Source organism: Sediminibacterium sp. FW305-C-61, from assembly GCF_058231065.1.
The window spans coordinates 293,930-319,498 of record NZ_JBIQXR010000002.1; the positions used below are offsets into that span (position 1 = coordinate 293,930).

Here is a 25,569-nt window from a genome sequence, read left to right on the forward strand (position 1 = left end):
AATGGAACAACCATTTAATTTCAACAATGAGTTATCGGGCAAAATAGCCCTGGTAACAGGTGGTACAAAAGGAGCAGGCAGAGCCATTGCAGAAAGGCTTTTACAAGCTGGTGCAACCGTTATTATTACCGCACGTAATGCACCGGAAACAGCAGATAACAAGCTGCATTTTATTCCTTCTGATTTGAGTAAGGCAGCAGATGCACAAAAGTTAATCAGCGAAGTGCTCTCGACATATGGCAGGTTAGACATTTTGGTAAACAACCTTGGTTCATCATCAACTCCTGCCGGTGGTTTTGCTGTATTAACCGATGAAGACTGGGAATCAACCCTGCAGGCTAATCTGCTGGCTCCTGTACGATTAGACAGAGGTTTTTTACCACAAATGGTTGAGCGAAAAACGGGTGTAATCATTCATATAGCTTCTATTCAGGGTAAACTGCCACTCTACGATTCTACATTGCCTTATGCCACTGCAAAAGCGGGATTGATCAATTACAGTAAAAGTTTATCGAATGAGGTAACACCAAAAGGTGTTCGTGTGCTCACTGTTTCGCCCGGATGGATCAATACATCAGCATCGGAAGCCTGGCTGGGCGAAATTGCCAGAAACGCGAATAGTACTATAAAAGAAGCGCAACAATCTGTAATGGATGCATTAGGTGGTATACCCTATGGCAGGCCAGCCGAACCACAGGAAGTAGCAGAATTAGTGGGTTTTCTGGTATCACCAAGAGCTAATTATTTAACCGGAACCAATTTTGTCATCGATGGTGGCACCGTACCAACAGTTTAATCATCTTAAAATTAATAAACATGAACTTACCTAAAGTAGTAGCAGATTTAGTTATAACACAGAACAACTTTGATAGCGTTGCTTATTCAAATTGTTTTACCGAAACAGCCGTAGTATTTGATGAGGGCAAAACGCACAATGGAAGAAAAGAAATAGAAAATTGGATAGAAAAAGCAAATAAGGACTACCAAGCAACGATGAAACCGCTCGAATATGCTGCAAAAGAAGAGATACTTAAAGCCGAAGTATCAGGCAATTTCCCGGGAAGCCCCATCGTATTACATTACCATTTAGCAATAGCGGGTGATTTGATACAGTCATTGAAAATTACAGGATAAGCAGGAATGGCTAATTTTAGCCATTCTTTTCTGTTTATGAAAAGGAATGGATCAATCAGTAACCAAAAAAAATCAGGTAAAGTATGTCATATTGCACAGCCATAGAAAATATGCAATCCGAAGAAAAAAAGGCATTGCACAAAAACTATCACGACAACCACTATGGCTTCCCCATTCACGATGACAACGAATTATTTGGCAGGTTAATTTTAGAAATCAACCAGGCCGGATTGAGTTGGGAAACGATATTGAAAAAAGAGCAATCATTTAGAAAGGCGTATAGCAAATTCAATATCAAAAAAGTGGCCGCATATACAAATGCAGACAGGGAAAGGCTGTTGGCCGACGCAGGAATAATTCGAAACAAGCTGAAAATAAATGCAGCAATAGAAAATGCAAATACAATTCTTGTTTTGCAAAAAGAGTTCGGTTCTTTTGAAAAATGGTTAGGGCGCCATCATCCGAAAACCAAAGATGAATGGGTTAAATTATTCAAGAAGACATTCCGCTTTACCGGTGGCGAAATTGTTAGCGAGTTTTTAATGAGCATTGGTTACCTGCCTGGTGCGCACGATGAAAATTGTCCTGTTCATAAACAGATTTTGAAACATAAACCTATGTGGGCGAAGCGGTAAGGGGAGGGGTATGATGGTTAACTTTTCTTTTTCTGTAGGGTCTTTTTCTTCTAAGGGTGCAAATAACCAAAAGTAGTTCGTCGAAGAGTCTCCGAGGTACGAGGTCCAAAGGACTCTCATGGAGGACTCTTCGTATCACACAGCCATGGAATACCAATTACTTTGGGGCATACTAATTCATCACAGGTAGTTCTCCACCATTTGGTGTCCTAAACTGAAGCATATAAACATACCCCGGAGGGGTAACACAAGTTAGCCCCCCAGTAATAAGAGTATTTCATAACCCCGGAGGGGTTACACTGCATAAATGCAGCTATTATTGGCTATTGCATTTCGAATTGAGGTTGCCAGATCTGTATTCTACTGGTGGGTTATGGTGTATGACAATCGAACATGTGTTACCCCTCCGGGGTAATGGTATTTCTTCGTGTTGGTGCTAACATGTGATACCCCTCCGGGGTAGTAATATCATTATTTGTAAGCTGTTCATCTACTGATAAACCCGAGCCTCACTACAAACTATTAACCGTTCCCATCCTCCCCATCGCAACCACCGCAACCACCGCTGCTGGTAAAAAGGCTGTATCATTAATTAAAGATTCGTTTTGTCTGTAAAAAGACAACGCTACAATGACCATGAGTACCGATGCCGGTTGTATAGCAGCATTTTCAAAAAAAAGGTTACTGGCAGGTGAGGAGGTATCTGAGAAACCGACAGCTATTTTTTCAACAACAGAGAAGCATTCTTGTTGTTCACCAAAGGACAACCCCTGAACCATTATACTAATAGTCGCTGATGCAGCCAGCAGGGGGTTCATGATTTGTTTAACCGGATTGAATGCGGGCACATGAATATGCAATCTTCCATCCTGTGCACCCTTTATTTCGATCGGAACAAAAAGATAATCTCTCAGGTCAGCTTCCGTGTTCAGTTGAAAGGGAGGTATAAAACCATGGCCCAATACCCAGTTGTTTTGTGGGTGGTGTAGTTTATAATATTTGTACATCCATCCCCTGAATCGGTTCACCGCTTTGAATGGAAAAGCCAGGTAAGCCTGTAAAACAGAAGCTGTTGCGGTAGCTGTACGGGAACAAATGCCAAATAGCAGGGCTGCTTTTTTTTGCTTAGCTGCGGTTCTTTTCCTTCTATGAAGAGTGTATTTAGTAAGCGGGAAGTTCGGCGCATCGTCTCCTGAGTAGGAAGGAGCGTTGTATGTTACACGATCCAGGTGTGCGAATTACGCTGGCACTTACTCATTCATTACTGTGCGTCAATTTTTGAGTAATAACCTAAAAAAAATTAATATCCATAACGACTTCTGGAACCTCGTTTTTTTCTTTTCTTTATAGTGAAAAATACTATAACGATATGCATCCAAGATTTGAAGCAGGAATCAATATCGCCATTAAAATTCCTAAAAGTAAATATGAAAAAACAGTAGCTTTTTACCGAGATATTTTAAAGCTGGAAGTGGAAGAAAAGCCCATCGATAACCCAACAGTATCGAGAACATGTGAAGTGAAATTCGGAAACAATATTATCTGGCTTGACTGTGTAGATAACTATACACATTCAGAAACCTGGTTGCAACTTACAGTTCCCAATATAGAAGAAGCCGCAAGCTATTTGCAAATCAATGGTGTAGAAACCTGCGATGAGCTGGAAGAGCTGCCCGCAAATATGCACTGGATTCAGGACCCTGCCGGAACTGTATTTAATGTACAGGAAAGGGGTGTCAAGTAAATCTAAATTTACCAAACGACTACACGAAACTTTTTTTTCTCCCGTTGTCTGCGGAGAAAAATCCTCAATATAATGATGGTTAACTTTTGGAAAGTTCCGAAACTTTCCAAAAGTTTCTTATCTCCGTAGAGCGTTCGTCACCAAAGCGATTTGTTGCATAGGCATTTGTACGAATTACTTTAGTGTTTACTCATTCATTACCAAAGAATCGGGCAATACAATTAATCAGTAACTATCCTTTATATAAGCGTTCTCTACGAGAAATATTTGCGTGAAACGTTCAAAAAAGCAGACCCATCCGGTAAGGGAAATTTCTCTGCAAGGAGCAAGTCAATGTATAAGGGTTGTAACTAAATCTGTATTTTTATTAATATATTGGCATCCACCGGCGAATTTTTTCTGAATAGAATGATTGGTGTATGCAGTGCGAACGCTGAAAGATTGTTGCTATATCAGCCACAGTAAAATCAAAAAGAATAATACATGAAATTTGTATGGACAATTTCTCTCCTCTTGTCATCACTCGTTTGTGACAGTCAGAATAGCTTAAGTTTCGACACATTGCGTAAAGCCTATAATGCAGACATGAAACTGGTGAGCGATGAATTTTCGGCAAACTACTATCCGAAAAGAGCATCTGTTTATTCGTTGAATCCCCAACAGTTTCTAAAAAAAATAGATTCATTAAAACAACCCTTCTTAAAAATAGCCGACAAATATGCAGGCCAGTTTCAGGTAGTTGCCAAAACCTTCATTCCTGATGAGCGAAGGGATATTTCCCTTTTTTTTGACAGAATGATAATTGATTATCCCTATTTACACGAAAACTATACCGGCAAACAGGTAACATTACCAAAGACAGTACAAACAAGATTAAAACAGCATCTCAAATATTTCAACAATCCTCAACTGCTATCCAGTAAAGACTTTATAAGTTATGCAGAGGCAGTTTTAAGGCATCAGACTACGACTGAATTGAGAAAAGCGCAATATAAAAAATCAGACAACAAAAGGCTTGATGCTTACCTGAATATCATACCGGCATATTTTACAAACAGAGCGTGTAAAGAATTCTGGCAACATCATTACCTCTTTGCACATCTTGAAAATTTCGGGAGTAAAAACACAGCGGAAACGGTAAAGTCGTTTCTGTCTACCTGTACAAACATTTCATATACAAAACCCATCGACAGTATTTACAGAGAAAGTGTGGAATCGTACAAAGGTCATCTGGTTAAAACATATAAAACAGTGAATGGTACTAATCTTGACCTCCATATTTTTCTTCCCGATACTTCCATCCCGAAAACCAAAAGACCTGTTATGATTTATTTTCACGGTGGTAGCTGGACAGAAGGTACTCCTGAGTGGGATTTTTTCAATTGTGCAAACTTTGCCAAAAAAGGTTGGGTAGCTGTTGCCGTAGAGTATAGAATTGCTGACAGGCATGAAACAACTCCTTTTGAAGCTGTTAAAGATGCAAGATCTGCGATTCGCTGGTTAAGGGCAAATGCGGCACAATATGAAATTGACACAAGCAGAATAGTAGCTTCCGGCAATTCTGCTGGGGGTCATTTGGTATTAGCCACTGCTATGGCAAATGAGATCAATGAAAATACAGATAACCTGAATATCGGAGCGTCTCCCAATATTTTACTGATAAATTCGGGTGTTTTTGACCTTACTGCTGATGCCAGCACAGCATGGATAAGCAAAGGATTGACCAACAAAAGTTTTATTCAAAAAATATCACCTCAGCATTTGTTAAGAAAAGGACTTCCGCCAATGCTTATTATTCATGGAACCAATGATCAAAGTGTGAATTATACAACTGCCAGATCTTTTGCAGAAAGTATGAAGAAAACGGGTAACGATATTGAATTTCATACCCTGGAAGGGGCTCATCATTATATTTGGTACGACAGACGTTTTTCAGTAAAAGTAGCCGAAATGCGCAAAGCATTTTTGAAGAAGTATGGTTATGAGTAATGTATGCAACCTTCAAAAAACTAGCCCTTTTTTTTAAGGTATACATACCCAAATGAAGTTCGTCGAAGAGTCTCCGAGGTCTAAAGGACTCTCATGGAGGACTCTTCGTGTCACACAGCCATTGAGTACCAATTACTTTGGGGCATACTAATTCATCACAGGTAGTTCTCCACCATTTGGTGTCTTATACTGAAGCATATAAACATCCCCCGGATGGGTAACACAAGTTAGCAGCCACGATGATAAAAACATTTCATAACCCCGGAGGGGTTACACTTCATAAGTACAGTTATTAATGGCTAGTGTATTTCGTATTGAGGTTACCCGATCTGTATTCTACTGCGGGATTTATGTAAATCATGGTATCTGACAATCTCACATGTGTTACCCCTCCGGGGTAATGGTATTTCTTCGTGTTGGTGCTAACATGTGATACCCCTCCGTGGTAGTAATATCATTATTTGTAAGTTGTTCATCTACTGATAAACCCGAGCCTCACTCACTACAAACTATTAACCATTCCTATTCTCCCCATCGCAACCACCGCTGCCGGTAAAAAGGCTGTTTCATTAATTAAAGATTCGTTTTGTCTGTAAAAAGAAAGCGCTACAGTGACCATGAGTACCGATGCCGGTTGTATAGCAGCATGTTCAAAAAAAAGGTCACTGGCAGGTGAGGAGGTATCTGAGAAACCGACAGTTATTTTTTCAACAACAGAAAAGCATTCTTGTTGTTCACCAAAGGGCAAACCCTGAACCATTATACTAATAGTCGCTGAAGCAGCCCGCAGAGGGTTCATGATTTGTTTAACCGGATTGAATGCGGGCACATGAATATGCAATCTTCCATCCTGTGCACCCTTTATTTCGATCGGAACAAAAAGATAATCTCTCAGGTCAGCTTCCGTGTTCAGTTGAAAGGGAGGTATAAAACCATGGCCCAATACCCAGTTGTTTTGTTGGTGGTGTAGTTTATAATATTTGTACATCCATCCCCTGAATCGGTTCACCGCTTTGAATGGAAAAGCCAGGTAAGCCTGTAAAACAGAAGCTGTTGCGGTAGCTGTACGGGAACAAATGCCAAATAGCAGGGCTGCTTTTTTTTGCTTAGCTGCGGTTCTTTTCTTTTTATAAACGGGGAATGACCTGGCATATTGCTTGCCATTCATTTCGTAATAAATAACTGGGCCAATACGCCCACTCAGACCTTTATCGGTGAGTCTTGCCATAACACAATAGTTTAAATGAAAATCGGTTTAAACAGGTGCATGCAGATACCTGAGGGAGGGGCTCGATCTTAACAGGTTCAAATATACGATCTGCCTGTTATGTATACAAGCAAATATCATCGGGTTGCCCCCATACCTGGGTCCTGGCCTTGCTTAAGGTTATGTTCAATATTTCTAAGGAATAAAAACATATTAGAAACATAGCATAACAGTAATAGTGTGTTATGATGTGTTGATGATGTGTTGTTGATGTGTTGATGGTCTGTGTAAATACTTAATAATGAATGAATTAGTATTTAGTGTTTTTTTGTTGAAAATGAGCCTCGATTTTAGGAAAGTTTCGAAATTTTTCTAAAGTTGAGGGGTGTTTGTTTTGTTTACAACGATGTATTCTCCCCAGCAATTGAACATGTATCACTCCTTTGGTATGATTTTTCAAGATTCATCGAACATAAAAAGAGTTGGCGGAATAATATTGCTTATTACGAATAAGAATGCGTAAATTTATTAATATGTAAATTGTCCTTTTGATGCATCTTTAATTTATGCCGATAACAACTCATACATATTCTCTTTCAATAAAAAACGCCTGCCAGCAACAATGGTCTGGAATGTCTGACATGAAGGGCGGAAAGTTTTGTAAACAGTGCCAAAAAAATGTGGTTGATTTTACTCAACTTACAGACCAGGAAATCATTCAATTGATAAATGCGAAGAAGGAAAATTTATGTGCCCGGATATTGCCTGGGCAAATGAATAGGAATTTAGAAATTCAACAGCCAGGTAATAAGTGGGCTTCTTCTGTACTTGCAATTGGGTTGCTGGCTTCAGGAGTAACTGCAAATACTTATGCTGCTATACCATTTGTTCATTCTGCTAAAATAAATCTTTCAGGTATTGATAAGGGGTTTAGTAATATGCCAGTGTTGGAGATTGATCCTAATTTGATGGATAGCTCAAAATATAGTATTCGGGGAAAAGTAGTTGATTCGGCAACAAAAGAACCCATTGCTTTCGCTTCAGTATATCTAAAAAATACTAATCGGGCATGTTTGACAAATAAGGATGGTATGTTTACGCTTGTAATTCCTGAAGATAATCTGGAAAGGTTGAATTATTTAGAAGTGAGTTATGTCGGCTTTACTTCTTTTGAAAAAAAAATACACAGACGTGATCTTCCAGCAAAAATTGATTTAATTATGCTTTCTGCTGATGAAAATGCAATGCTTGGAGAAGTGATCGTTATTCCGAAAAGAAAAAAATGGTGGCAATTCTGGAAATAATCGTAAATCAAATATTAATTATTTATGAAGATAGTACTGGGGTTATTTTTAATTATTATAGTCATGTCTTGCAATAATAACAGTGAGCAAGTACAGGAAACAAATAGTATATCTGGAAATGTCAATTATGAAAAGTTACTTTCCAAATACAAGGAGATATCAATGGATACTTTAAAAGTATACTCTCCTGAACAACTAACTGGAGAATATAAAGGTGTTGAGCTTGACAGCGCAGATGCAGTGCTGTTTCCAAAAGAAATTGCTGAATTTCATTTCCATGAACCTCCTGGACTTTTTGCAGTTTATAAAATTAAACTCGATGAAAAAAGAATAGGGTTAATTACACGAACACCTGGTGAATATGTTCCTTCTTCAATTAAAATGTTTTTGTACAATAGTGAACAAAATAAAATTGAATCTTATTTAGAGCTGGCAGATGTATGGGGAGATGCCGGCGACTATGTACGAAAAGATAGTTGGTTATTGCGAGACAAGGACAAGCAGCTTAAAGTATTTATGTGGGTTTTAGAAACGCATGCTAAAAGTGTAGAAGACGAAAAAGATACAACAGTGATAGAGAAGAATTACTACTATCTGATGCGTTTTAATCAAAAAAAGATCGATACAATCTCAAAAGATGAAAGCTATCTGAAAAAAATGTATGGTGAATTGATGAAGCGATAGGTTGTATGGTATTAAAAAAGTCCTCTTTTCCCTGGTGAAATTCTTATTATTCCGAGATGAAAAAAATGGTGGTAATTCTGGAAATAAAAGCCTGTTCTAATTTATACTCCAATATAACAGCTTTCAATAGAGTATGAACATGAAATTTATCCCTCTGTTTAAGGTTAGTGATATGCGAAAAGCCATACATCACTACACAACAATATTGGATTTTGTGATCACTTGTCCGGATGATAATGAACAATCACCGGTTGTAGACCTTGGTCATAATGAACTGGAACTTCAGATTACTACTGTTGAGCGTGATAGCCTATTTGGCTCAGTAGCTTATGTATTTGTTGAAGATGTGGATGCGCTATTTAAAAAATTTGTTGACCGTGGACTAAATACTGCTTTGAAAACAGATTCTCCGGTGCACCAAGGGCCTTTTGACCAGACATGGGGTAGAAGAGAATTCTATGTTACCGATACAGATGGAAATACACTACGTTTTTGTAAGACTATTTGAGTTTTTTTCTTCTCAGGGTGCGGATAACAAAAAGAAGTTCGTCGAAGAGTCTCCGAGGTACGAGGGACTCTCCTATGTGAGATCGTTTTTTTGGGGGGGATTTCAAAATTCAAAAATCAAAATTCAAAATTCAAAAAATCCAAAAATCAAAGATTCAAATGAAAAAAGCATTTTTATTTGTTATAGTGATGTTTGGTTTGAGTAAGGGGTTTTCTCAGGGGAAAGCAACATTAACCAAAGGAGAAACGGTTAACTATATTCAGAAGAAATTGAATGAGGCGTTCAATCACAAAAACGGTCTCGGATACGCATTGCTCGAATCAAGTGTAAGTCTAACGGATTGTAGTATAAAATATGATCAGCATTTTAAAAACAAGTATGATAAGCCTTCTTCTTCCATTGTTTATTCTGATACCGACTACGAAGAATTTTTTGAGCATACTGTTTTTAATCTTACACAAATAACGAAGATAGAAGATAAGTCTACGGCAGGTGGTACTTTGGGTAAAATGCGTATTTACTTTGTTGGGAAAACGGCGGTTAATAAATTTGAAAGTAAATCCTATAATCAAAAAAAGACCGTTAAACGTGTGCAGACCGGCAGGGATTATTATGGCAACCCTGTTTGGGGAAACCAAACCGAGTATTATTATGAATTTGAATCCAATGGACTGGAAACGGAAACGCTTGACTACCGGGATATTTATTTTTTAAAAGCAGACCCAACCAATTATGACAAGCTGCGCAAGGCATTTGAACACCTGCGAGATTTGTGTAAAGCCGAAGATGACCCCTTCGGAAAATAATCAGCGACTCTATTACGGCAATATCTCTTACTGAACTTCAGATAAGAATCCCTATGTTCTGTGTATAGTAACAAATAATTCATCCCCCCCCCGCGTAACCTCAGCGCCCTCCATTCTCCGCGGTGAAAAAAAGTGTAGCATAAAACCCATCCAAATTAAAAACCAGAAAAACCAATTTTGCCTGTATTTTGCCGCTGCAATAACTACAGTAAACATCATGCAAGTCGGAAAGAAGATCGCAGCAGCCAGAAAGCTAAAAGGACTTACACAGGAAGAATTAGCCGATCTTTCCCAGATTACCGTGCGAACCATTCAGCGTATAGAAGCTGGTAACAATACGCCTCAGAGTTTTACTTTAAAAGCCATTGCCAAAGCACTGGAACTGGATTATGCTGATCTGCTCACGAACATTAATACAGTTTCGGCCGGCAATAATGGTACAGCAGCAGATATGCGCCATATTATGACCCTGCTGAATTTCTCCTGTTTTACCTATGTTGTTATACCCTGGGTACATTGGCTCATACCTATGCAGGTGCTAAAAAGAAGAAAGGGTATTTCGGGGGATGCATTAGGTTTTGCACAACAAATCATTCGCAGACAGGTTTACTGGACGGTAGCCATTAATCTAACAATGCTCGGCACACTGGCATATAACTATACAGTAGTATCAGTTATGGGTAATAAAAATGCGGTGATACCCTATCTATGGCCTTTTTTGTTGCTATATTTTATCAATGCAACAGTTATTCTGGTTCAACATCGTACCATCAGAATGCGCTTCTAATGTGTTGATTTGCAATAGATGTCGTGCGTTTGTCGTGCAGGTGTCCTTAGCTTGTCGCAGCATACAGACTGCACACACGGGTATTTTTGTGAAAAAAAGATGCGACTATTTTCTTTGCCTAAAATGCTGTTTCAATGTCTCTTGTTTTTGGCCATTCAACAAACCTGCCTTGGTCAGGTGCAACTCTCAACCAATCCATATAAACTCAATTTTGTCTGGCAGCAGGATAGTTCCAATGGCTTTCATGAACCCCATGCAGCCATGCTGGTGCCGGTAAAATTAGCCGGGTGTCCGAAACAATTTTACATGCAGTTTGATTTGGGTGCCCAAAAAACTATTTTTTATCGCCCGGTATGGAATGCCATACAGGAAAAATATCCTTCGGTTTACCGGGTTGCAGATACCAGTAAGGTATTGCCCGAGCTAACATTGCAATTTCAGAAAACTGTAATAAACTTAAAAGCAATAGACCTGATCGAAACAGGGAATAAAAGCATAGACTGGTCGGATAATGCCCGAATCATCATTGGTACAATGGGGAGCGACTGGTTACACGACAGAACCGTTATGATTAATTATCCGGGAAAAGAAATTGTACTGAATTATACCGTTCCCGCAAAAGATACGAGCTTGATGACTGGTTTCACTTATGCCCAAAAAAGTATTTTGTTGCCAGTAATCATTAAAGGGAAGAAGACAGTTTTGTTTTTTGATACCGGCTCCAGTGCTTTTTCTCTTTTAACTTCTAAAGAAACAGCATTGGCCATGGCAGGTAAAAATGCCACGGCACTTCGTTATCCGGTGCAATCATGGGGCAGAACCATGTATGCCAATAGCCTGCCTAGCTCAGATAGTGTAGAAGTTAATAATCTTAAAATTCCTCTTGAAAATGTTACATATATGGAAGGCGCGTCTGAAAGCCAGGTTAACAGAATGCTTCAACTGGGAATAGGAGGTATGACCGGAAATAAACTCTTCTTAAAGCATCGCCTGGTCTTAGACACCCGGAGCAGGAAGTTTTTGGTTATTGAGTGAGTTAAGCATTGAGGGGTATATGGTCCATAGACCATGAGCTTGTGCTGTTTTATTCTTGAGGCCCATGAATAACTAACCGATAAAGCTGATTGTATATGTGGATGTATAAAATCATTGAAGAATTAGACAGTAGTATTGATTTTAATTCAATGCTACTGTATTAATACTGAAATTGCAGTTAATATAAACCTGTAGATATGCTTCAGCAGATTCATCCTAAATTACCTATGCGTAATAAAACACAAACGCTGGATTATTATGTTCAACAGTTGGGGTTTAGTGCCTCCGCAGATTATGGAGATTACCTGATTCTGCAAAAAGATAGCATTGAGATACATTTTTTTCATTTCCCTGAATTGGATCCTTTGACTAATTACGGCCAGGTATATATTCGCACGAATGATATTGATCATTTGTATGAATCTATAAAAAGCAATGGGGTTACTATTCACCCTAATGCTCCATTGGCAGTAAAGCCATGGGGACAAAAAGAATTCTCGTTGCTCGATCCAGACCATAACCTGCTCACTTTCGGGCAATCTATTTAATCCCTGCGTAACCTCTGCAACCTCATGTTCTCTGCGGTGGGGTTCCTTCGTCAGGGTGACGAGAGGAACCCCACCGCAGAGAACGAGGGAACGCAGAGTTTACGCAGAGGAGTGTGTTTTCCTAAAGGGTTGTGCCTTGAAATAGGTCGATGTTCGCCATAACCATTCAACAGGTCCGAAATAAAAATAGCGGAACCACCATTTGCAAAACATGGCCTGCAACATAAAAAATGCAATGGCTATAACCCAGTTAAGCCAGGGCGCTGTTTTACCCACCAACCCGAAACCGAAATGATAAAAGAGCATTAATCCCAATGCTGTTTGTAACAAGTAGCTGGTTAAGGCCATTTTCCCAATAGGGGCAAGCGGATATAATATTTTTTGCCAGAATTTCCTGTTCATCATTAATGTGATACCAACTACATAGAATACAACAAGTGCACTGCTATTCACATTGAAAATAATACCAAAAATATAACCGGGTAATGGTTGCTGCTCCCAACCTAATTTTAAAACGTTATTCGTAATAATCATACCTAAGCCTATCAAAAGCGTGATTATTACCAGCCAGCCTGATTTATTTCTTATTTTTCTGAAAGTAGGGTTACGTTCTTCACTATTCATCGCGAACCAACCTTTTCTCCCGCTGTACATACCCAGTAGAAAAAAGCCCAGTGTTACATAAATTCTTCCGCTCCCAAACTGAAAATCAAACTTTTCACCAATACTTAGGATATTGTTTTTCATCATCGACCAGATATCACTTTGATACACTGCTTTAAAAAATTCCTGTGATAGGTCCGGACCAGGTGTGCCGCCTGCTGGTGGGGGAGGAGCAGATGCCATCATCTGTTCGATTAAACCCGGAAGTTGAATCAATAAACCAGGCAAATTAATGGCCAATAGAATTCCGATAATTAGTATGGCCTTATCACTCAGTTTTCTCATGGGTAATAGTAAAAAACCTAATGGGGCATAAATAGACAGTATATCACCTCTCCAGAAAGCATGGTGTATTAAACCAATAATACCCATAAGAGTAATGCGCCAGGCATATCGCCATACAAATGGACGACCACTATCTTCCATGCTTTTCATCTGGAGAAAAAAACTGAGTCCAAAAAGGAAGGAGAAGAAAGCGAAGAATTTACCGGAGATGAGTATATCATTGATCGTTCCCACTATCTGCATAGATATGCCATCATGTTTTTTGAACAGTTCTTCCGGCATATTACCTGCATTATACCAATAAATCATATGGGCTAACAGGATACCCAAAAGGGCAAATCCTCGCAGGGCATCAACAGTAATGATGCGTTGTTTCAGGGTTTCGGCTTGCATTCGTAGCAATTTTGAATACAAGAAGATACAATTTTTTCAGACGGAATAACCAAAAATGATGAACGGCAGTTGGAGGCTTTACTCTGCGTAAACTTAGTGCTCTCTTGTTCTCTGCGGTCCCTTCCTTCCTCAGGTTGACGTAAGGAACCCCACCGCAGAGAACAAGAGAGCGCTGAGTTTACGCAGAGATTATCCTACCAGCCCCACACTTACTTCCAGATCGGGGTTATCCAGCAGAAAATTCGCCATATCTTCATTCATAAGGAAACCTTTCTCTAATGTATACAGGCTTACTTTTAATTGTTCCCTGGGTTCATATAGCGTAAAACGCAGGGAAGATTTTCCCGGAAACTCCCGAACGTTTTTATCAATGAATGAAACGAAATCAGGTGTAAGCGAAGCGGGGTGCATGCTTATTTCAATGCTGCGTGTCATATTTTGTTTCACTGTTTCGAGTAATGACATCACATTGATCTTAAATTCGAAATTATTGGGCTGGTTAAAACGATTCCGGAAGAAGCCGGTTAATAATATATTTTGTCCTTTTTCAAGGTAGTTCTGGAATTTGATATAGTCCTCGCTCCACAAGATAAAGTCGGTTTTCCCGCTAAAATCTTCAATCACAAATGAGCCAAAGTTTTTACCTGTTTTAGTTACGCGATGTTGCACATCGATCACCAATCCTGCTACACGTAATTGTTTGCCGGGGTTTGGTTGCAGATGTAATGTTTCTTTTATTTCATTAAAGTCTGCAATGCTTGTAATACCATAATATTTAAGCTCGAACTTAAAATGATCCAGCGGGTGCCCACTCATGAACATCCCAGTAACATCTTTTTCATGATCGAGTAATTCTGTGAGTGTCCAGGGTTCAACAGAGGCAATTTTGGGAATGGGTACCTGCATTGCAGAGCTCATATCACCAAATAGTGTATTGGCACTTGCTGCAGAAGCCGTTTGATTGGCCTGACCATATTGAATAATTTTCTCTAAACCCGATAATTTGTCACCATCGGCTACATGAAAATATTGCGCACGGTGAAATTCAGGGAAACAGTCAAAAGCACCAGAATAGGCAAGGCTCTCTAATGATTTTTTATTGACGCTTCTCTGTACTACCCGTTTGCTGAAATCAAAAACATCTTTATACCATCCATTCTTCTCCCTTTCGGCAATAATATTTTCTACTGCGGCTTCACCCACACCTTTTAATCCACCCAAACCAAAACGGATTTCTCCATTTTTATTTACCGCAAATCCTTTTAGTGATTCATTGATATCCGGACCAAGTACTTTAATACCCATCCGTTTGCATTCTTCCATGAAGAAAGTAATCTTTTCAATACTTCCTGCATGGTTAAGCACTGCCGACATATACTCTCCGGGATAATGAGCTTTCAGATAAGCTGTCTGGTAAGCAACAAAAGCATAACAGGTTGAGTGAGATTTGTTGAAAGCGTATTGCGCAAAAGCTTCCCAGTCTGTCCATATTTTTTCCAGTTTATCGGCAGGATGTCCCTTCGCAGTAGCGCCGTCGATAAACTGTTTTTTCATTTTATCCAGTACGGATTTTTGTTTTTTACCCATGGCTTTACGGAGTACATCCGCATCGCCCTTGGTAAAACCACCAAGGCTCTGACTCAGCAACATCACCTGTTCCTGGTATACGGTAATACCATAAGTCTCTGCCAGGTACTCTTCCATTTGAGGAACATCATAGGTAACGGGTTCACGTCCGTGTTTACGGTCAATGAACTTAGGGATATAGGCAATAGGGCCGGGCCTATACAGGGCGTTCATGGCAATCAGGTCATCGAATTTATCGGGCTTCAGATCGCGCAGGTATTTTTGCATGCCCACACTTTCAAACTGGAATGTGGCATTGGTTTCACCTTTTTGGTAGAGCAGGAAAGTCTTTTCATCGTCTAGCGGAATATTGTCGAGGTCAATATCTACGCCATGGTTTTGTTTGATGAGTTCGAGGGCTGTCTTTAAAATAGAGAGGGTCTTCAGACCCAGGAAGTCCATCTTGATTACCCCGGCATCTTCAATAATACTTCCTTCTATCTGTGTAACCCAGAGATCAGAATCTTTTGCTGTAGCAACAGGAATAAGCTCTGTCAGATCTTTTGGTGCAATGATGATACCTGCAGCGTGGATGCCCGTATTTCGTACAGAGCCTTCCAGTCTTTCCGCCTCTTTCAGTACCTGTGCACGTATATCTGTACCATTGTATATTTCACGTAATTTTTTTACGTTCTCAATATCTTCCTGCTGGTAAGCTTCTTTTTCTTCCAGCGATTTTTCGCCTTCTTTTACCGTGAGTGGTGCATGTAATACACGTCCCAGTTCCGTACCGGGTTTGTCTGGTACCAGTTTGGCGAGCATATTACTTTCGGCCAGGGGTAAATCGAGTACACGGGCAACATCCTTGATACTCATTTTGGCTGCCATAGTACCATAGGTAATGATCTGGGCTACCTGTTGTTTGCCGTATTTGGATACTACATAGTCAATTACTTTCTGACGGCCTTCATCGTCGAAGTCCGTATCGATATCGGGCATGCTCTTACGATCCGGGTTAAGAAAACGCTCGAACAGCAGGTTGTATTTAATTGGATCTATATTAGTAATGCCAATACAATAGGCTACTACACTACCGGCGGCAGAACCACGACCGGGACCTACGAATACACCAAGTTCACGCCCTGCTTTAATGAAATCGCTTACGATCAGGAAGTATCCTGCGAACCCCATGGTTTTGATGGTAAACAATTCAAAATCTATCCTTTCCTGGATCTCCGGGGTAAGATCAGCATAGCGCATTTTAGCGCCTTCCATGGTAATATGTTTCAGAAATTCCCACTGGTTAAGATTGGCATCTGTATGAATCTGAAACGATGGTGGAATTGGAAAGGCTGGCAGTAAGATATCTTTCTTCAGATTCAATACTTCTACCTTATCAACAATCTGATTCGTATTATCCAGCGATTCTGGTATATCGCTGAATAATTTTTCCATTTCCTGCGTTGTTTTGAAATAGAATTGGTCGTTTGGAAATTTAAAGCGGCGGTTTTTGATCTGTGTATCATCATTCACAAAATCATCAAAGCCGGGAGTGCTTTGTTTTTCTCCGGTATTAATACAAAGCAGGATATCGTGTGCATTGGCATCGTCTCTGTCTACATAATGACTGTCATTGGTAGCAATAACCGGAACATTATATTTTTTAGAAAACTTGATCAATGCCTGATTGATCACTTCCTGTTCTTTTATGTTATGTCGTTGGAGTTCGATGTAATAATCTTCCCCAAATAGATCCAGCCACCATTTGAATTCCTGTTCCCCTTTTTCTTCTCCATCGTGTAAAATGGTTTGGGGCACATAAGCCCCGATACAGCAGGTAGTGGCGATCAGTCCTTCATGGTATTGTTCAATCAGTTCTTTATCTATACGTGGATACTTGCTATACATTCCTTCAATAAAACCTAGCGATGTAAGTTTTACAAGGTTCTCATATCCCTTTTTATTTTTAGCAAGTAATACCTGATGGTATCGTTCGTCTTTTACTTCTTTGGTGAATGTTTTTATATGCCTGTCTTTTACCACATAAAATTCGCAACCAACAATAGGTTTTACTTGCGGTGCCAGTATATCCTTTCCATTTTCATCTTTACCTATAACTTTTGTATTCTTCCATGCCTGACTAACAAATTCGAAAGCCCCAAACATATTGCCGTGGTCGGTAATGGCCAGTGCGGGCATATTATCTTTGGCAGCTTTTTTGTATAAACTGTCGATAGCTGCTGCACCGTCGAGCAGCGAATATTGGGTATGGACGTGTAGATGTGAGAAAACCATGGTTGGGATGTCAGATGTCAGATGGCAGATTTACAGCTTGCTGCTCTTTTTTTTCTGGTTACAAATATCCTTTAATTAGGTTGTTTATGGATGGATTGATTATCCACATAGGGGGGGAGTCCGAAAGTCCGAGGGAGGATGGAAGTCGTGAATTGTGAATAGTCAATTGTCAATTGTCAGTAGAGAGGGGGAGTGTTTTAAGCAAATCTGCCATCTGACATCTGAAATCTGAAATCTGCCATCTGCCATCTGCCATCAGCCATTTTTCCACATCTGTGGAACTGCTGTTAAAACCTTAAAACTTATGCTCAATCCTTGGGCTGAAAGGGTTGGGGGATTATATTGCAAATATTATGATGAATAGAATTTCTTTAGTGCTAAGTTTTGCCTCAGTATTCGTACTTACGAGCTGTAAATCGCTGAGTAAGCTTACATCCAGGGATAATTCAACGACCAAAACGAGTACTACAAAGTCTAATTCGACCGGGCAGCAAAGGGAATTTCTTGATGGAATTGAAGTAACGCCAGGCACAGCAGTCACCAGCAGACATAAAACCAGTACTACCAATGCCAATACAAATACTGCGGCAAAAAAAGACAAAGCTGCCGTTGCAAAAGAAATGAGCAGTTTTGATATTGAACGTGCCGGTTACCTTCAATTGAAATATGCGGTGATTATAGATGCAACTGTTGAGAAGTTAACCAATATTCCTCTTTTAGAGACCATCGATAAATGGTGGGGAACGAAATATTGTTTAGGAGGAAGTACCGAAAGTTGTATAGACTGCTCTGCCTTTACACAGGTACTTATGCGCGATGTATTTAATACCAGTTTACCCCGCACCGCACAAGAACAATTTGATACCAGTGAAAAAATAGACCTTGCTGATTTACAGGAAGGTGATTTGGTTTTCTTCCATACCACTGGCCGTAAAAAAGACATCACCCACGTAGGCATCTACCTGCTCAATAACAAATTTGTACATGCAGCCACCAGCGGCGGCGTAATGATCAGCGACCTCAACGAAAAATACTGGCAGCCGAGGTTTAGAGGCGCGGGACGCGCTAAATAATTTGAAAATTGGGCAATTTGAAAATTTGAAAATGAGTGAGTGTCTATACTAGTATTCCTACTACACTTAAATGAATTTCCTTAAAGCGGAGACAGTCTATTAGTTTAGTACCCTTTAATTTTCAAATTTTCAAATTGCCCAATTTTCAAATTATTTATAAAGCGCTTGTATTGTTTCTTTCGTCTTTTGCATTAGCACAACCTCTTTTCCTTCGAGCATTTTGTTTACCAGGGTTTCATTGTAATGGCGGATGGTGAGGAGGTGGAGGTCTTTTTCTAGTTGTACGTCAAATACATTGCTTGCCTGGGCAGCAAAATCATTGGTCTTTTCATCCTTATCGTCCATGCAAATCTGAACGCCGATTGCGCCGGTTTGTATAAGGTTAGTGCGAACACGTGATCGTTCAAGTATATCGTAAAGTTGTCGCATGGGTGCTTCGGCCATAAAAGAAAAATCACGGTTGTGCAGGTGAATCAGTAATTGTTTTTCTTTTACAACAATAATTGGGGGTAGTCCTTTGATGTTCTTTTTATGAATAACAGTTCCGGGAAGGGAAGGGTCGAGGAAACATTTTACATACATGGGAATACCCTTGTTCTGTAAAGGTTTGATGGTTTTAGGGTGAATAACCTGTGCGCCATAAAAAGCCATTTCTATGACTTCATTAAAATTCAATTCACTGATTAATTGGGCATCGGGGAACTGTTTTGGATCGGCATTCATTACCCCTTCCACATCTTTCCATATCGTTAAACTCTCTGCATTGAGCATATTCGCAAAAATGGCTGCTGTATAGTCGCTGCCTTCTCTTCCCAGGGTGGTGCTTTCGTTTTCGTCGGTAGACCCAATAAATCCTTGTGTAATTAATATATTTTGCGATTGTACGACCGATTGCCAGCTTTGGGTAACTTTTTCAATAGTATAATCCCAATCAACACCTGCATCCCTGAAATTATCATCTGTTCGAAAAATATCACGAACATCTAACCACTGGTTGCTGATTTTTTCCTGATTAAGGAAATGACTGATAATGCAGGTGCTTAATAATTCACCCACGCATACAACCTGGTCATAATAATAATCGAATTCCCTGACAGGTTTATCATGTAACATCCATTCTACCTCGGTAAAAAAATCATTGAGCTGCGCTGCGCAACCATTGTAATGGGTAACAAGTAGATATTTGGCGGTGGTGAGGTGTTGATTTTTAACTATCTCAAACAGTTGCAGTGCTTCTTCTTTTTTGCCGGCATAAAAAGCTTCGACCACTTTTTCCAATGCATTGGTGGTTTTCCCCATGGCCGAAATAATAATCACCAACTCTTCCCCCTTAAACTGGTCAACAATAGCAACCAGGTTCTTTATCCGCTCAACACTATTAACACTCGCTCCGCCAAACTTAAATACTTTCATACTTTATTAATTACAGCAAAACTAGGTTAATTTGAAAATTTGAAAATTTGAAAATTTGAAAATGATGGAATTTCTTTTGCTTCGCAAAAGTTGAGTTGCTAGTTTATAATGAAGTATAAAAATTTAACCTGTCCCATTTTCAAATTTTCAAATTCTCAAATTTTCAAATTATTTCTCCCTCTTCGCCTTAAACTCAGATCCATTTTTCCATTTCGGCATTGTTTTTTCGAATGCGAGTTTTTTTCCTACCTGGAATAGCCATTTCAGATCATTGATGGCGCCGTTCATGGTCCAGGTGGTTGGATCGTAGCTGTCGGATGGTTGATGGTAATTTTTTTCGGTGTAATCGTCTTCCAGTTTCTGTCCAAATGCTTTGCCTTTGTTGATTACGTCAACTCCAGTACTTACATATAATGCGGGTATCCCTACTTTAGCGAAATTAAAATGGTCTGAACGGTAATAGTAACCGGCTTCAGGATGTGAATCGTAGGATATATAACCACCTGTTTTCTCCACAGCCTCTTTTAGGTAATCTTCTAGGTCAGACTGTCCTTCACCAACGATTACAATATCCCTGGTAGCTTCAAAACGGTTTAGCCCATCCATATTGATATTGGCAACAGTTTTTGTTACCGGATAGATCGGGTTTTCGGCATAATAAGCAGACCCTAATAATCCTTGCTCTTCTGCAGTTACAGCAAGGAAAACAATGGTTCTTTCCGGCGGTGTTTTTAAACTTTTAAATACACGAACCAATTCGAGTAAACCTGCTGTACCGGAGGCATTGTCTAAGGCGCCATTATATATAGAATCTCCAGTTGCATCGGGCCGGCCAATACCCAGGTGATCCCAATGTGCAGTATAGATAATCACTTCATCAGGTCTTTTGGTTCCGGTGATTTTGCCGATTACATTATATGATTTTTTATAAGTAGCCTGAACGGTCATGCTGGTGCTCAGTTTCAGGTCTAATGGAACAGCTTTAAAACCGGGTTTATTAGCTTTTACCAATAAAGTAGAATCGAATCCGGCAGCGGTAAAAAGTTTATTGGCGGTAGTTTCAGTTACCCATCCGATTACATCACAGTTTTTTACATCCAATCCTCTTGTATCTAAACGTAAACGTGATGTGTTGAAACTATTTTGCTGAACGCTAAAAGGATAACTTGCCGCGGCTGTATTGTGAATAATCAAACACCCCTTAGCTCCCTGACGGGCCGCTTCTTCGAATTTATAGGTCCAGCGACCATAGTAAGTCATGGCTTTGCCTTTGAAGAGGGTGGTATCACCAACCCAGAAACCGGGATCATTTACCATAACCATTACTACTTTTCCTTTTACATCAAGTCCTTCATAGTCGTTCCAATTATATTCCGGCGCTACTACTCCATAACCTGCAAATACGAGTTCAGATTTGTCTAAGGTTTCAATAGAGTCAGCTTTGTCGGTCCAGATGATATAGTCATCAAATGCTTTCAGGTTGAATTTTCCTTTTGTTGATTGTACTTCCATGGAAGGAGCGGCTTTAGCCAGTAGACTAACCATGGGAACTTCCTGAACATAGCTATCACCGTTGCCGGTTTCAAGGCCGGCTCGCTTAAACTGGTTTTTCAGGTAATCTACCGTCAGGGTTTCTCCCTCCGTAAATGGTTTTCGACCCATAAAAGAGTCTGAAGCCAGCACGCTTACGTGTTGTTTTACACTATCGGCATTGAAAGTGGCGAGACCATCTTCCGGGTCAAAACCAGTTGAACAGGCTGAAAATGCAGCCATTGCCAGTAAACAGATGCCCAGATTAAGTTTATTCATGGTGGTTAATTTTAACGATAATGAAAGCTTCTAAGTTAACAGTTTTAGGTTATTTAGCGGCGTAGGTTTATAAGGAATGCAACGTTACTTTTTTACATCATTTAAACGGGGTGGCTGTATTTGGTACAGTTGTTGCATTCCTACTACCTAATACCTCTGCGAAGTCTCTGTGTTCACTTGTTCTCTGCGGTGAATTTCCGCCCGTGAAAACAACGAAGCAAGTTCACCGCAGAGAACATGAGAACGCGAAGTTTTCGCAGGGTAGGAATAAGACAATGTAAATTGATAAACATGATTAAAAGAGGTAGTTTTTTATTGGGCTTAATGATGCCTGTATTGCTTTTTTCCTGTACAAGAAATATTGCACCTGCTTCAGGCAGCAAGCCAGCAACAGCAGCAGTTTTTAATGCAGTTGATATGGCGACCGATATTCTGCACCATATAAATGAATACCGGAAAAAGAAAGGACTGAATGCATTGTCTTCGCTTGATATAGCTGATCAGCAGGCTGCCCAACACAGTAAGAATATGGCACTGAAAAAAACAGCGTTTAGTCATAATGGATTTGAGGAGCGTATTGCAGCAATCTCCAAAACCGAAGGAACCATGCGAGCCGCAGCGGAGAATGTGGCTTATGGACAACTTTCAGCCAAAGAGGTAGTAGAGGGCTGGATCAATAGTCCGGGGCATAAAAAAAATATTGAAGGCAATTATACACTAACAGGAATAGGTGTTTATCGCGATAATAAAGGGGTGATTTTCTTTACGCAACTTTTTATGAGAAGAGAGTAATTTGAAAATTTGGAAATTTGGAAATTTGAAAATGTAGTGGGTAGTTTAATGTGTAACTATTACATAGCTGAATCCTCATTTCCAAATTTCCAAATTTTCAAATTTCCAAATTGAATACCTTCGCTCAAACGATTGCCCTGCTATGACTGTTAACAGAAGGATTCTTACACTCGATGAATTTACATTACAACAATTAAGACAATTCCCTACTGCAACGGGAGAACTGAGTAGTTTACTGCGTGATATTGGATTGGCGGCCAAGCGTGTTAACGTTGAGGTAAACAAGGCCGGACTGGTTGATATTCTTGGTGATGCAGGCACGATCAATGTACAGGGAGAGGATGTAAAGAAACTGGATATCTATGCTAATAACCAGTTCATGGGGGTATTACAGCATGGTATCAGTTGTGCAGGTATTGGGAGTGAGGAACTGGATGATTTTGTGGTATTCGATGATGAAGTAAGTAACCAAAGCAAGTATGTAGTGATGTTCGATCCGCTGGATGGTAGTGGTAATATTGATGTAAATGTTTCTATCGGAACCATCTTCAGCGTGTACCGCCGTATCAGTGAAAAAGGGAAGCCCTGTACCCAGGAAGATTTTCTGCAACCAGGTAACCGTCAGGTAGCAGCGGGTTATGTAATTTATGGTTCCAGTACCATGTTTGTATATGCTACACGCAGAGGCGTAAATGGTTTTACCCTCGATCCATCAATTGGAGAGTTTTGTTTGAGTCACCCCGACATAAAATGTCCTCCAACAGGAAAGTTTTATTCAGTGAATCATGGTAATTTCTTTCAGTACGATATTAACGTGCGGAAATACATTGATGCCTGTCAGCGTAAAACAAAAGAAACAGGCGGCCCTTACACCCAACGTTATATTGGTAGTATGGTAGCCGATGTACACCGTAACCTTATAAAGGGCGGCATTTTTATGTACCCAGGCACTACCGATAAACCCAAAGGGAAATTGCGCCTACTGTATGAGGCAAACCCTTTTGCCTTTATTCTGGAAGTGGCGGGTGGAAAAGCAACCAATGGCGTACAACGTATTCTCGACATACAACCTACAGAACTACACCAACGTACCCCTCTGTTTATAGGGAGCAGTGAAATGATGGCTGAACTGGAAAGCCATTTGAATGTGGAATGAGGTGGTTAGGTATTAGGTGTTAGCTAATTATGCGAATCAAATGTTGAAATTTGCCAAAAATGAGGAAATTTTCGATAGAGTGGTATTTTGAATTCATTAAAGCAGGCTCCTATTAATTAATAACTTCTAATCTAATTTGGCTGCTTAGATAGAACACGGATTTATCATGATCTATCATGATAATCATGATAAATCTGCGTTCCATTGCCCCTCCTATGAAATTTCAACCCTTGATTCGCATTCTTAGCTAATTGTTAAAGGCTAACCCCTAATACCTAATACCTAATACTTAATACCTCTGAATAATGAAATAACTTATTTGTACTAACTTCATCATTCATTATTCGTCATTCATTATTCATCATTTATGAAACTCATCGGTTTTCTCCTGGCAGTTTTGTTGGTTCAGGGCTTATCCGCCCAACAAAGAATAACGCCGGGACAGATGCATTACATTATTAATCCCAAACCCAACAGTATCATCTACCGCGATACCCTTTATAGAGGAAGCAAAGAATTTATGCAGCTTTTTTACCGAAACAATGACACTCAATTGATGGAACTATACCGCAAGCACCAGAGTAATAAAATATCGGGGCAGGTACTTGGTATAGTGGGTAGCTTTGCTTTGATCATCGGTATCGGTCGTGTTTCTTCCGATAATAAAGATAAAGGCGTTGGCTGGGCTTTAATTGGAGGTGGATTTGTATCTACGCTTACCAGCGGATATTTATTGGTACAAAGCCAGCGTAATTTAAATACCGCCGTAACTTTGTTCAATCAACGGTATAATAAAGCTTCACTTGGAATCGGTATTTCTCAACAACAAGCCGGATTTGTTTATAATTTTTAGTTATGGCGAAACCTATTATTCAGGTTAATAATTTGCATAAAAAATACGGCGATTTTGAAGCCGTTAAAGGACTCAGCTTCGAAGTGCTGGAAGGAGAAATTTTTGGGTTACTTGGTCCTAATGGAGCGGGTAAATCAACCACCCTGGAAATTATTGAAACCTTGCGGGAGAAAACAAGTGGTGAGATTACAGTGGCAGGTTTTGACCTCGACAAACAACCCAATGAAATAAAAAAGATCATAGGGGTTCAATTGCAGACTTCAGGCTATTACCCTGGATTAAACCTGATGGAACTGCTTGAACTATTTGCCGGCCTCTATAACCGTGACATTAACGCTATGGATTTACTGGATACAGTAAACCTTCGCGATAAAGCCAAAGCCAAATACAAAGACTTGAGTGGTGGACAAAAACAACGTTTTTCAATTGCCACTACTTTAATTAATGAGCCTTCCATTATTTTTCTTGATGAACCCACTACCGGACTTGACCCCCAGGCCAGGAGAAATTTATGGGACCTGATCAGACAGATTAGGGATAAAGGAACAACGGTAATTATTACCACCCATTATATGGATGAAGCAGAGATTTTATGCGACCGTGTTGCGATTGTAGACAAAGGGAATATCATCGCACTAAACTCGCCAGACAAGCTCATTGATGAACTGGTAGCCAGTGGTTTCGAAAAACCCAAAGAAGTAAAGAAAGCCAATCTGGAAGATGTATTTATTCAGCTTACCGGGCATGTGTTGAGGGAAGGAGCGTAGAGAGAATGTTTGGATGGCAGATGGCAGATTTTTGATGGCGGATGGCTGATGTCTGATGTCGGATTTAATTATTTATTTTTTATTTGGACAATAATAATAGTTGAAAAGAGATTTTAAAAATTT

23 protein-coding genes are annotated in these 25,569 nt (G+C 39.8%); 17 read left to right on the forward strand and 6 right to left on the reverse strand.

Annotated features, from left to right (window positions below; translation table 11 throughout):
* Position 1: 1 nt before the first annotated feature.
* The 3 genes from ACH30E_RS06440 (at position 2) to ACH30E_RS06450 (ending at position 1,769) form a co-directional block, all read left to right on the forward strand.
* Positions 2-796, forward strand: coding sequence for an SDR family oxidoreductase (locus ACH30E_RS06440; protein ID WP_490824113.1), 795 nt, complete (start codon positions 2-4; stop codon positions 794-796).
* 20 nt (positions 797-816) lie between these two features.
* Positions 817-1,134, forward strand: coding sequence for a nuclear transport factor 2 family protein (locus tag ACH30E_RS06445; RefSeq protein WP_490824115.1), 318 nt, complete (start codon positions 817-819; stop codon positions 1,132-1,134).
* A gap of 83 nt (positions 1,135-1,217) precedes the next feature.
* Positions 1,218-1,769 (forward strand): DNA-3-methyladenine glycosylase I, encoded by a 552-nt coding sequence (locus ACH30E_RS06450; protein ID WP_490824117.1) that lies wholly within the window; start codon positions 1,218-1,220, stop codon positions 1,767-1,769.
* 512 nt (positions 1,770-2,281) lie between these two features.
* Here ACH30E_RS06450 and ACH30E_RS06455 read toward each other — a convergent pair.
* Entirely contained in the window at positions 2,282-2,797 is a 516-nt protein-coding gene (locus ACH30E_RS06455; protein ID WP_490824118.1) for a hypothetical protein, read from the reverse strand.
* A 341-nt stretch (positions 2,798-3,138) separates the two neighbouring features.
* Between ACH30E_RS06455 and ACH30E_RS06460 the strand changes: the two genes are divergently transcribed.
* Entirely contained in the window at positions 3,139-3,513 is a 375-nt protein-coding gene (locus ACH30E_RS06460) for a VOC family protein (RefSeq protein ID WP_490824120.1), read from the forward strand.
* A gap of 483 nt (positions 3,514-3,996) precedes the next feature.
* On the forward strand, positions 3,997-5,502 hold the full coding sequence (locus tag ACH30E_RS06465; RefSeq protein WP_490824122.1) for an alpha/beta hydrolase: 1,506 nt from the start codon (positions 3,997-3,999) through the stop codon (positions 5,500-5,502).
* A gap of 502 nt (positions 5,503-6,004) precedes the next feature.
* Here the strand turns inward: ACH30E_RS06465 and ACH30E_RS06470 are convergent.
* Complete coding sequence (locus tag ACH30E_RS06470) at positions 6,005-6,730, reverse strand: hypothetical protein (RefSeq protein WP_490824124.1); 726 nt, start codon at positions 6,728-6,730, stop codon at positions 6,005-6,007.
* A 701-nt stretch (positions 6,731-7,431) separates the two neighbouring features.
* Here ACH30E_RS06470 and ACH30E_RS06475 point away from each other — a divergent pair.
* The 7 genes from ACH30E_RS06475 to ACH30E_RS06505 all read left to right on the forward strand — a co-directional run bounded on the left by ACH30E_RS06475 (position 7,432) and on the right by ACH30E_RS06505 (position 12,381).
* The gene (locus ACH30E_RS06475) at positions 7,432-8,013 is read left to right on the forward strand and encodes a carboxypeptidase-like regulatory domain-containing protein (protein WP_490824126.1); all 582 of its coding nucleotides are present in this window, start codon (positions 7,432-7,434) and stop codon (positions 8,011-8,013) included.
* Between the two features lie 24 nt (positions 8,014-8,037).
* Complete coding sequence (locus ACH30E_RS06480; RefSeq protein WP_490824127.1) at positions 8,038-8,697, forward strand: hypothetical protein; 660 nt, start codon at positions 8,038-8,040, stop codon at positions 8,695-8,697.
* A 139-nt stretch (positions 8,698-8,836) separates the two neighbouring features.
* Positions 8,837-9,205 (forward strand): VOC family protein, encoded by a 369-nt coding sequence (locus ACH30E_RS06485; RefSeq protein ID WP_490824129.1) that lies wholly within the window; start codon positions 8,837-8,839, stop codon positions 9,203-9,205.
* A gap of 158 nt (positions 9,206-9,363) precedes the next feature.
* Positions 9,364-10,011 (forward strand): hypothetical protein, encoded by a 648-nt coding sequence (locus tag ACH30E_RS06490; RefSeq protein ID WP_490824131.1) that lies wholly within the window; start codon positions 9,364-9,366, stop codon positions 10,009-10,011.
* Between the two features lie 217 nt (positions 10,012-10,228).
* Positions 10,229-10,798 (forward strand): helix-turn-helix domain-containing protein, encoded by a 570-nt coding sequence (locus ACH30E_RS06495; protein WP_490824132.1) that lies wholly within the window; start codon positions 10,229-10,231, stop codon positions 10,796-10,798.
* 99 nt (positions 10,799-10,897) lie between these two features.
* Positions 10,898-11,833 (forward strand): hypothetical protein, encoded by a 936-nt coding sequence (locus tag ACH30E_RS06500; RefSeq protein ID WP_490824133.1) that lies wholly within the window; start codon positions 10,898-10,900, stop codon positions 11,831-11,833.
* Between the two features lie 197 nt (positions 11,834-12,030).
* Positions 12,031-12,381 carry a bleomycin resistance protein gene (locus ACH30E_RS06505; protein WP_490824134.1) on the forward strand — a complete coding sequence of 117 codons (351 nt, stop codon included), beginning with the start codon at positions 12,031-12,033 and terminating at the stop codon, positions 12,379-12,381.
* Between the two features lie 99 nt (positions 12,382-12,480).
* On the opposite strand, the gene ACH30E_RS06510 is transcribed toward ACH30E_RS06505, so the two are convergent.
* Positions 12,481-13,722, reverse strand: coding sequence for a DUF418 domain-containing protein (locus ACH30E_RS06510; protein WP_490824135.1), 1,242 nt, complete (start codon positions 13,720-13,722; stop codon positions 12,481-12,483).
* Positions 13,723-13,911: 189 nt separating this feature from the next.
* Complete coding sequence (gene dnaE, locus ACH30E_RS06515) at positions 13,912-17,583, reverse strand: DNA polymerase III subunit alpha (protein ID WP_490824136.1); 3,672 nt, start codon at positions 17,581-17,583, stop codon at positions 13,912-13,914.
* Positions 17,584-17,936: 353 nt separating this feature from the next.
* On the opposite strand from dnaE, the gene ACH30E_RS06520 reads away from it, so the two are divergent.
* Positions 17,937-18,656 carry a C40 family peptidase gene (locus ACH30E_RS06520; RefSeq protein ID WP_490824137.1) on the forward strand — a complete coding sequence of 240 codons (720 nt, stop codon included), beginning with the start codon at positions 17,937-17,939 and terminating at the stop codon, positions 18,654-18,656.
* Between the two features lie 150 nt (positions 18,657-18,806).
* On the opposite strand, the gene ACH30E_RS06525 is transcribed toward ACH30E_RS06520, so the two are convergent.
* Both ACH30E_RS06525 and ACH30E_RS06530 read right to left on the reverse strand, forming a co-directional pair.
* Positions 18,807-20,069, reverse strand: a complete 1,263-nt coding sequence (locus tag ACH30E_RS06525; protein ID WP_490824138.1) for an aspartate kinase — start codon at positions 20,067-20,069, stop codon at positions 18,807-18,809.
* A 168-nt stretch (positions 20,070-20,237) separates the two neighbouring features.
* The gene (locus tag ACH30E_RS06530) at positions 20,238-21,878 is read right to left on the reverse strand and encodes a M28 family metallopeptidase (protein WP_490824139.1); all 1,641 of its coding nucleotides are present in this window, start codon (positions 21,876-21,878) and stop codon (positions 20,238-20,240) included.
* Between the two features lie 291 nt (positions 21,879-22,169).
* On the opposite strand from ACH30E_RS06530, the gene ACH30E_RS06535 reads away from it, so the two are divergent.
* The 4 genes from ACH30E_RS06535 (at position 22,170) to ACH30E_RS06550 (ending at position 25,446) form a co-directional block, all read left to right on the forward strand.
* Positions 22,170-22,670 (forward strand): CAP domain-containing protein, encoded by a 501-nt coding sequence (locus ACH30E_RS06535; RefSeq protein ID WP_490824140.1) that lies wholly within the window; start codon positions 22,170-22,172, stop codon positions 22,668-22,670.
* 142 nt (positions 22,671-22,812) lie between these two features.
* Complete coding sequence (fbp, locus tag ACH30E_RS06540) at positions 22,813-23,826, forward strand: class 1 fructose-bisphosphatase (RefSeq protein ID WP_490824141.1); 1,014 nt, start codon at positions 22,813-22,815, stop codon at positions 23,824-23,826.
* 367 nt (positions 23,827-24,193) lie between these two features.
* A complete protein-coding gene (locus ACH30E_RS06545; RefSeq protein WP_294996054.1) occupies positions 24,194-24,679 on the forward strand; it encodes a hypothetical protein in 486 nt (161 codons plus the stop codon).
* Between the two features lie 2 nt (positions 24,680-24,681).
* Complete coding sequence (locus ACH30E_RS06550) at positions 24,682-25,446, forward strand: ABC transporter ATP-binding protein (protein WP_294996057.1); 765 nt, start codon at positions 24,682-24,684, stop codon at positions 25,444-25,446.
* Positions 25,447-25,569: the final 123 nt, after the last annotated feature.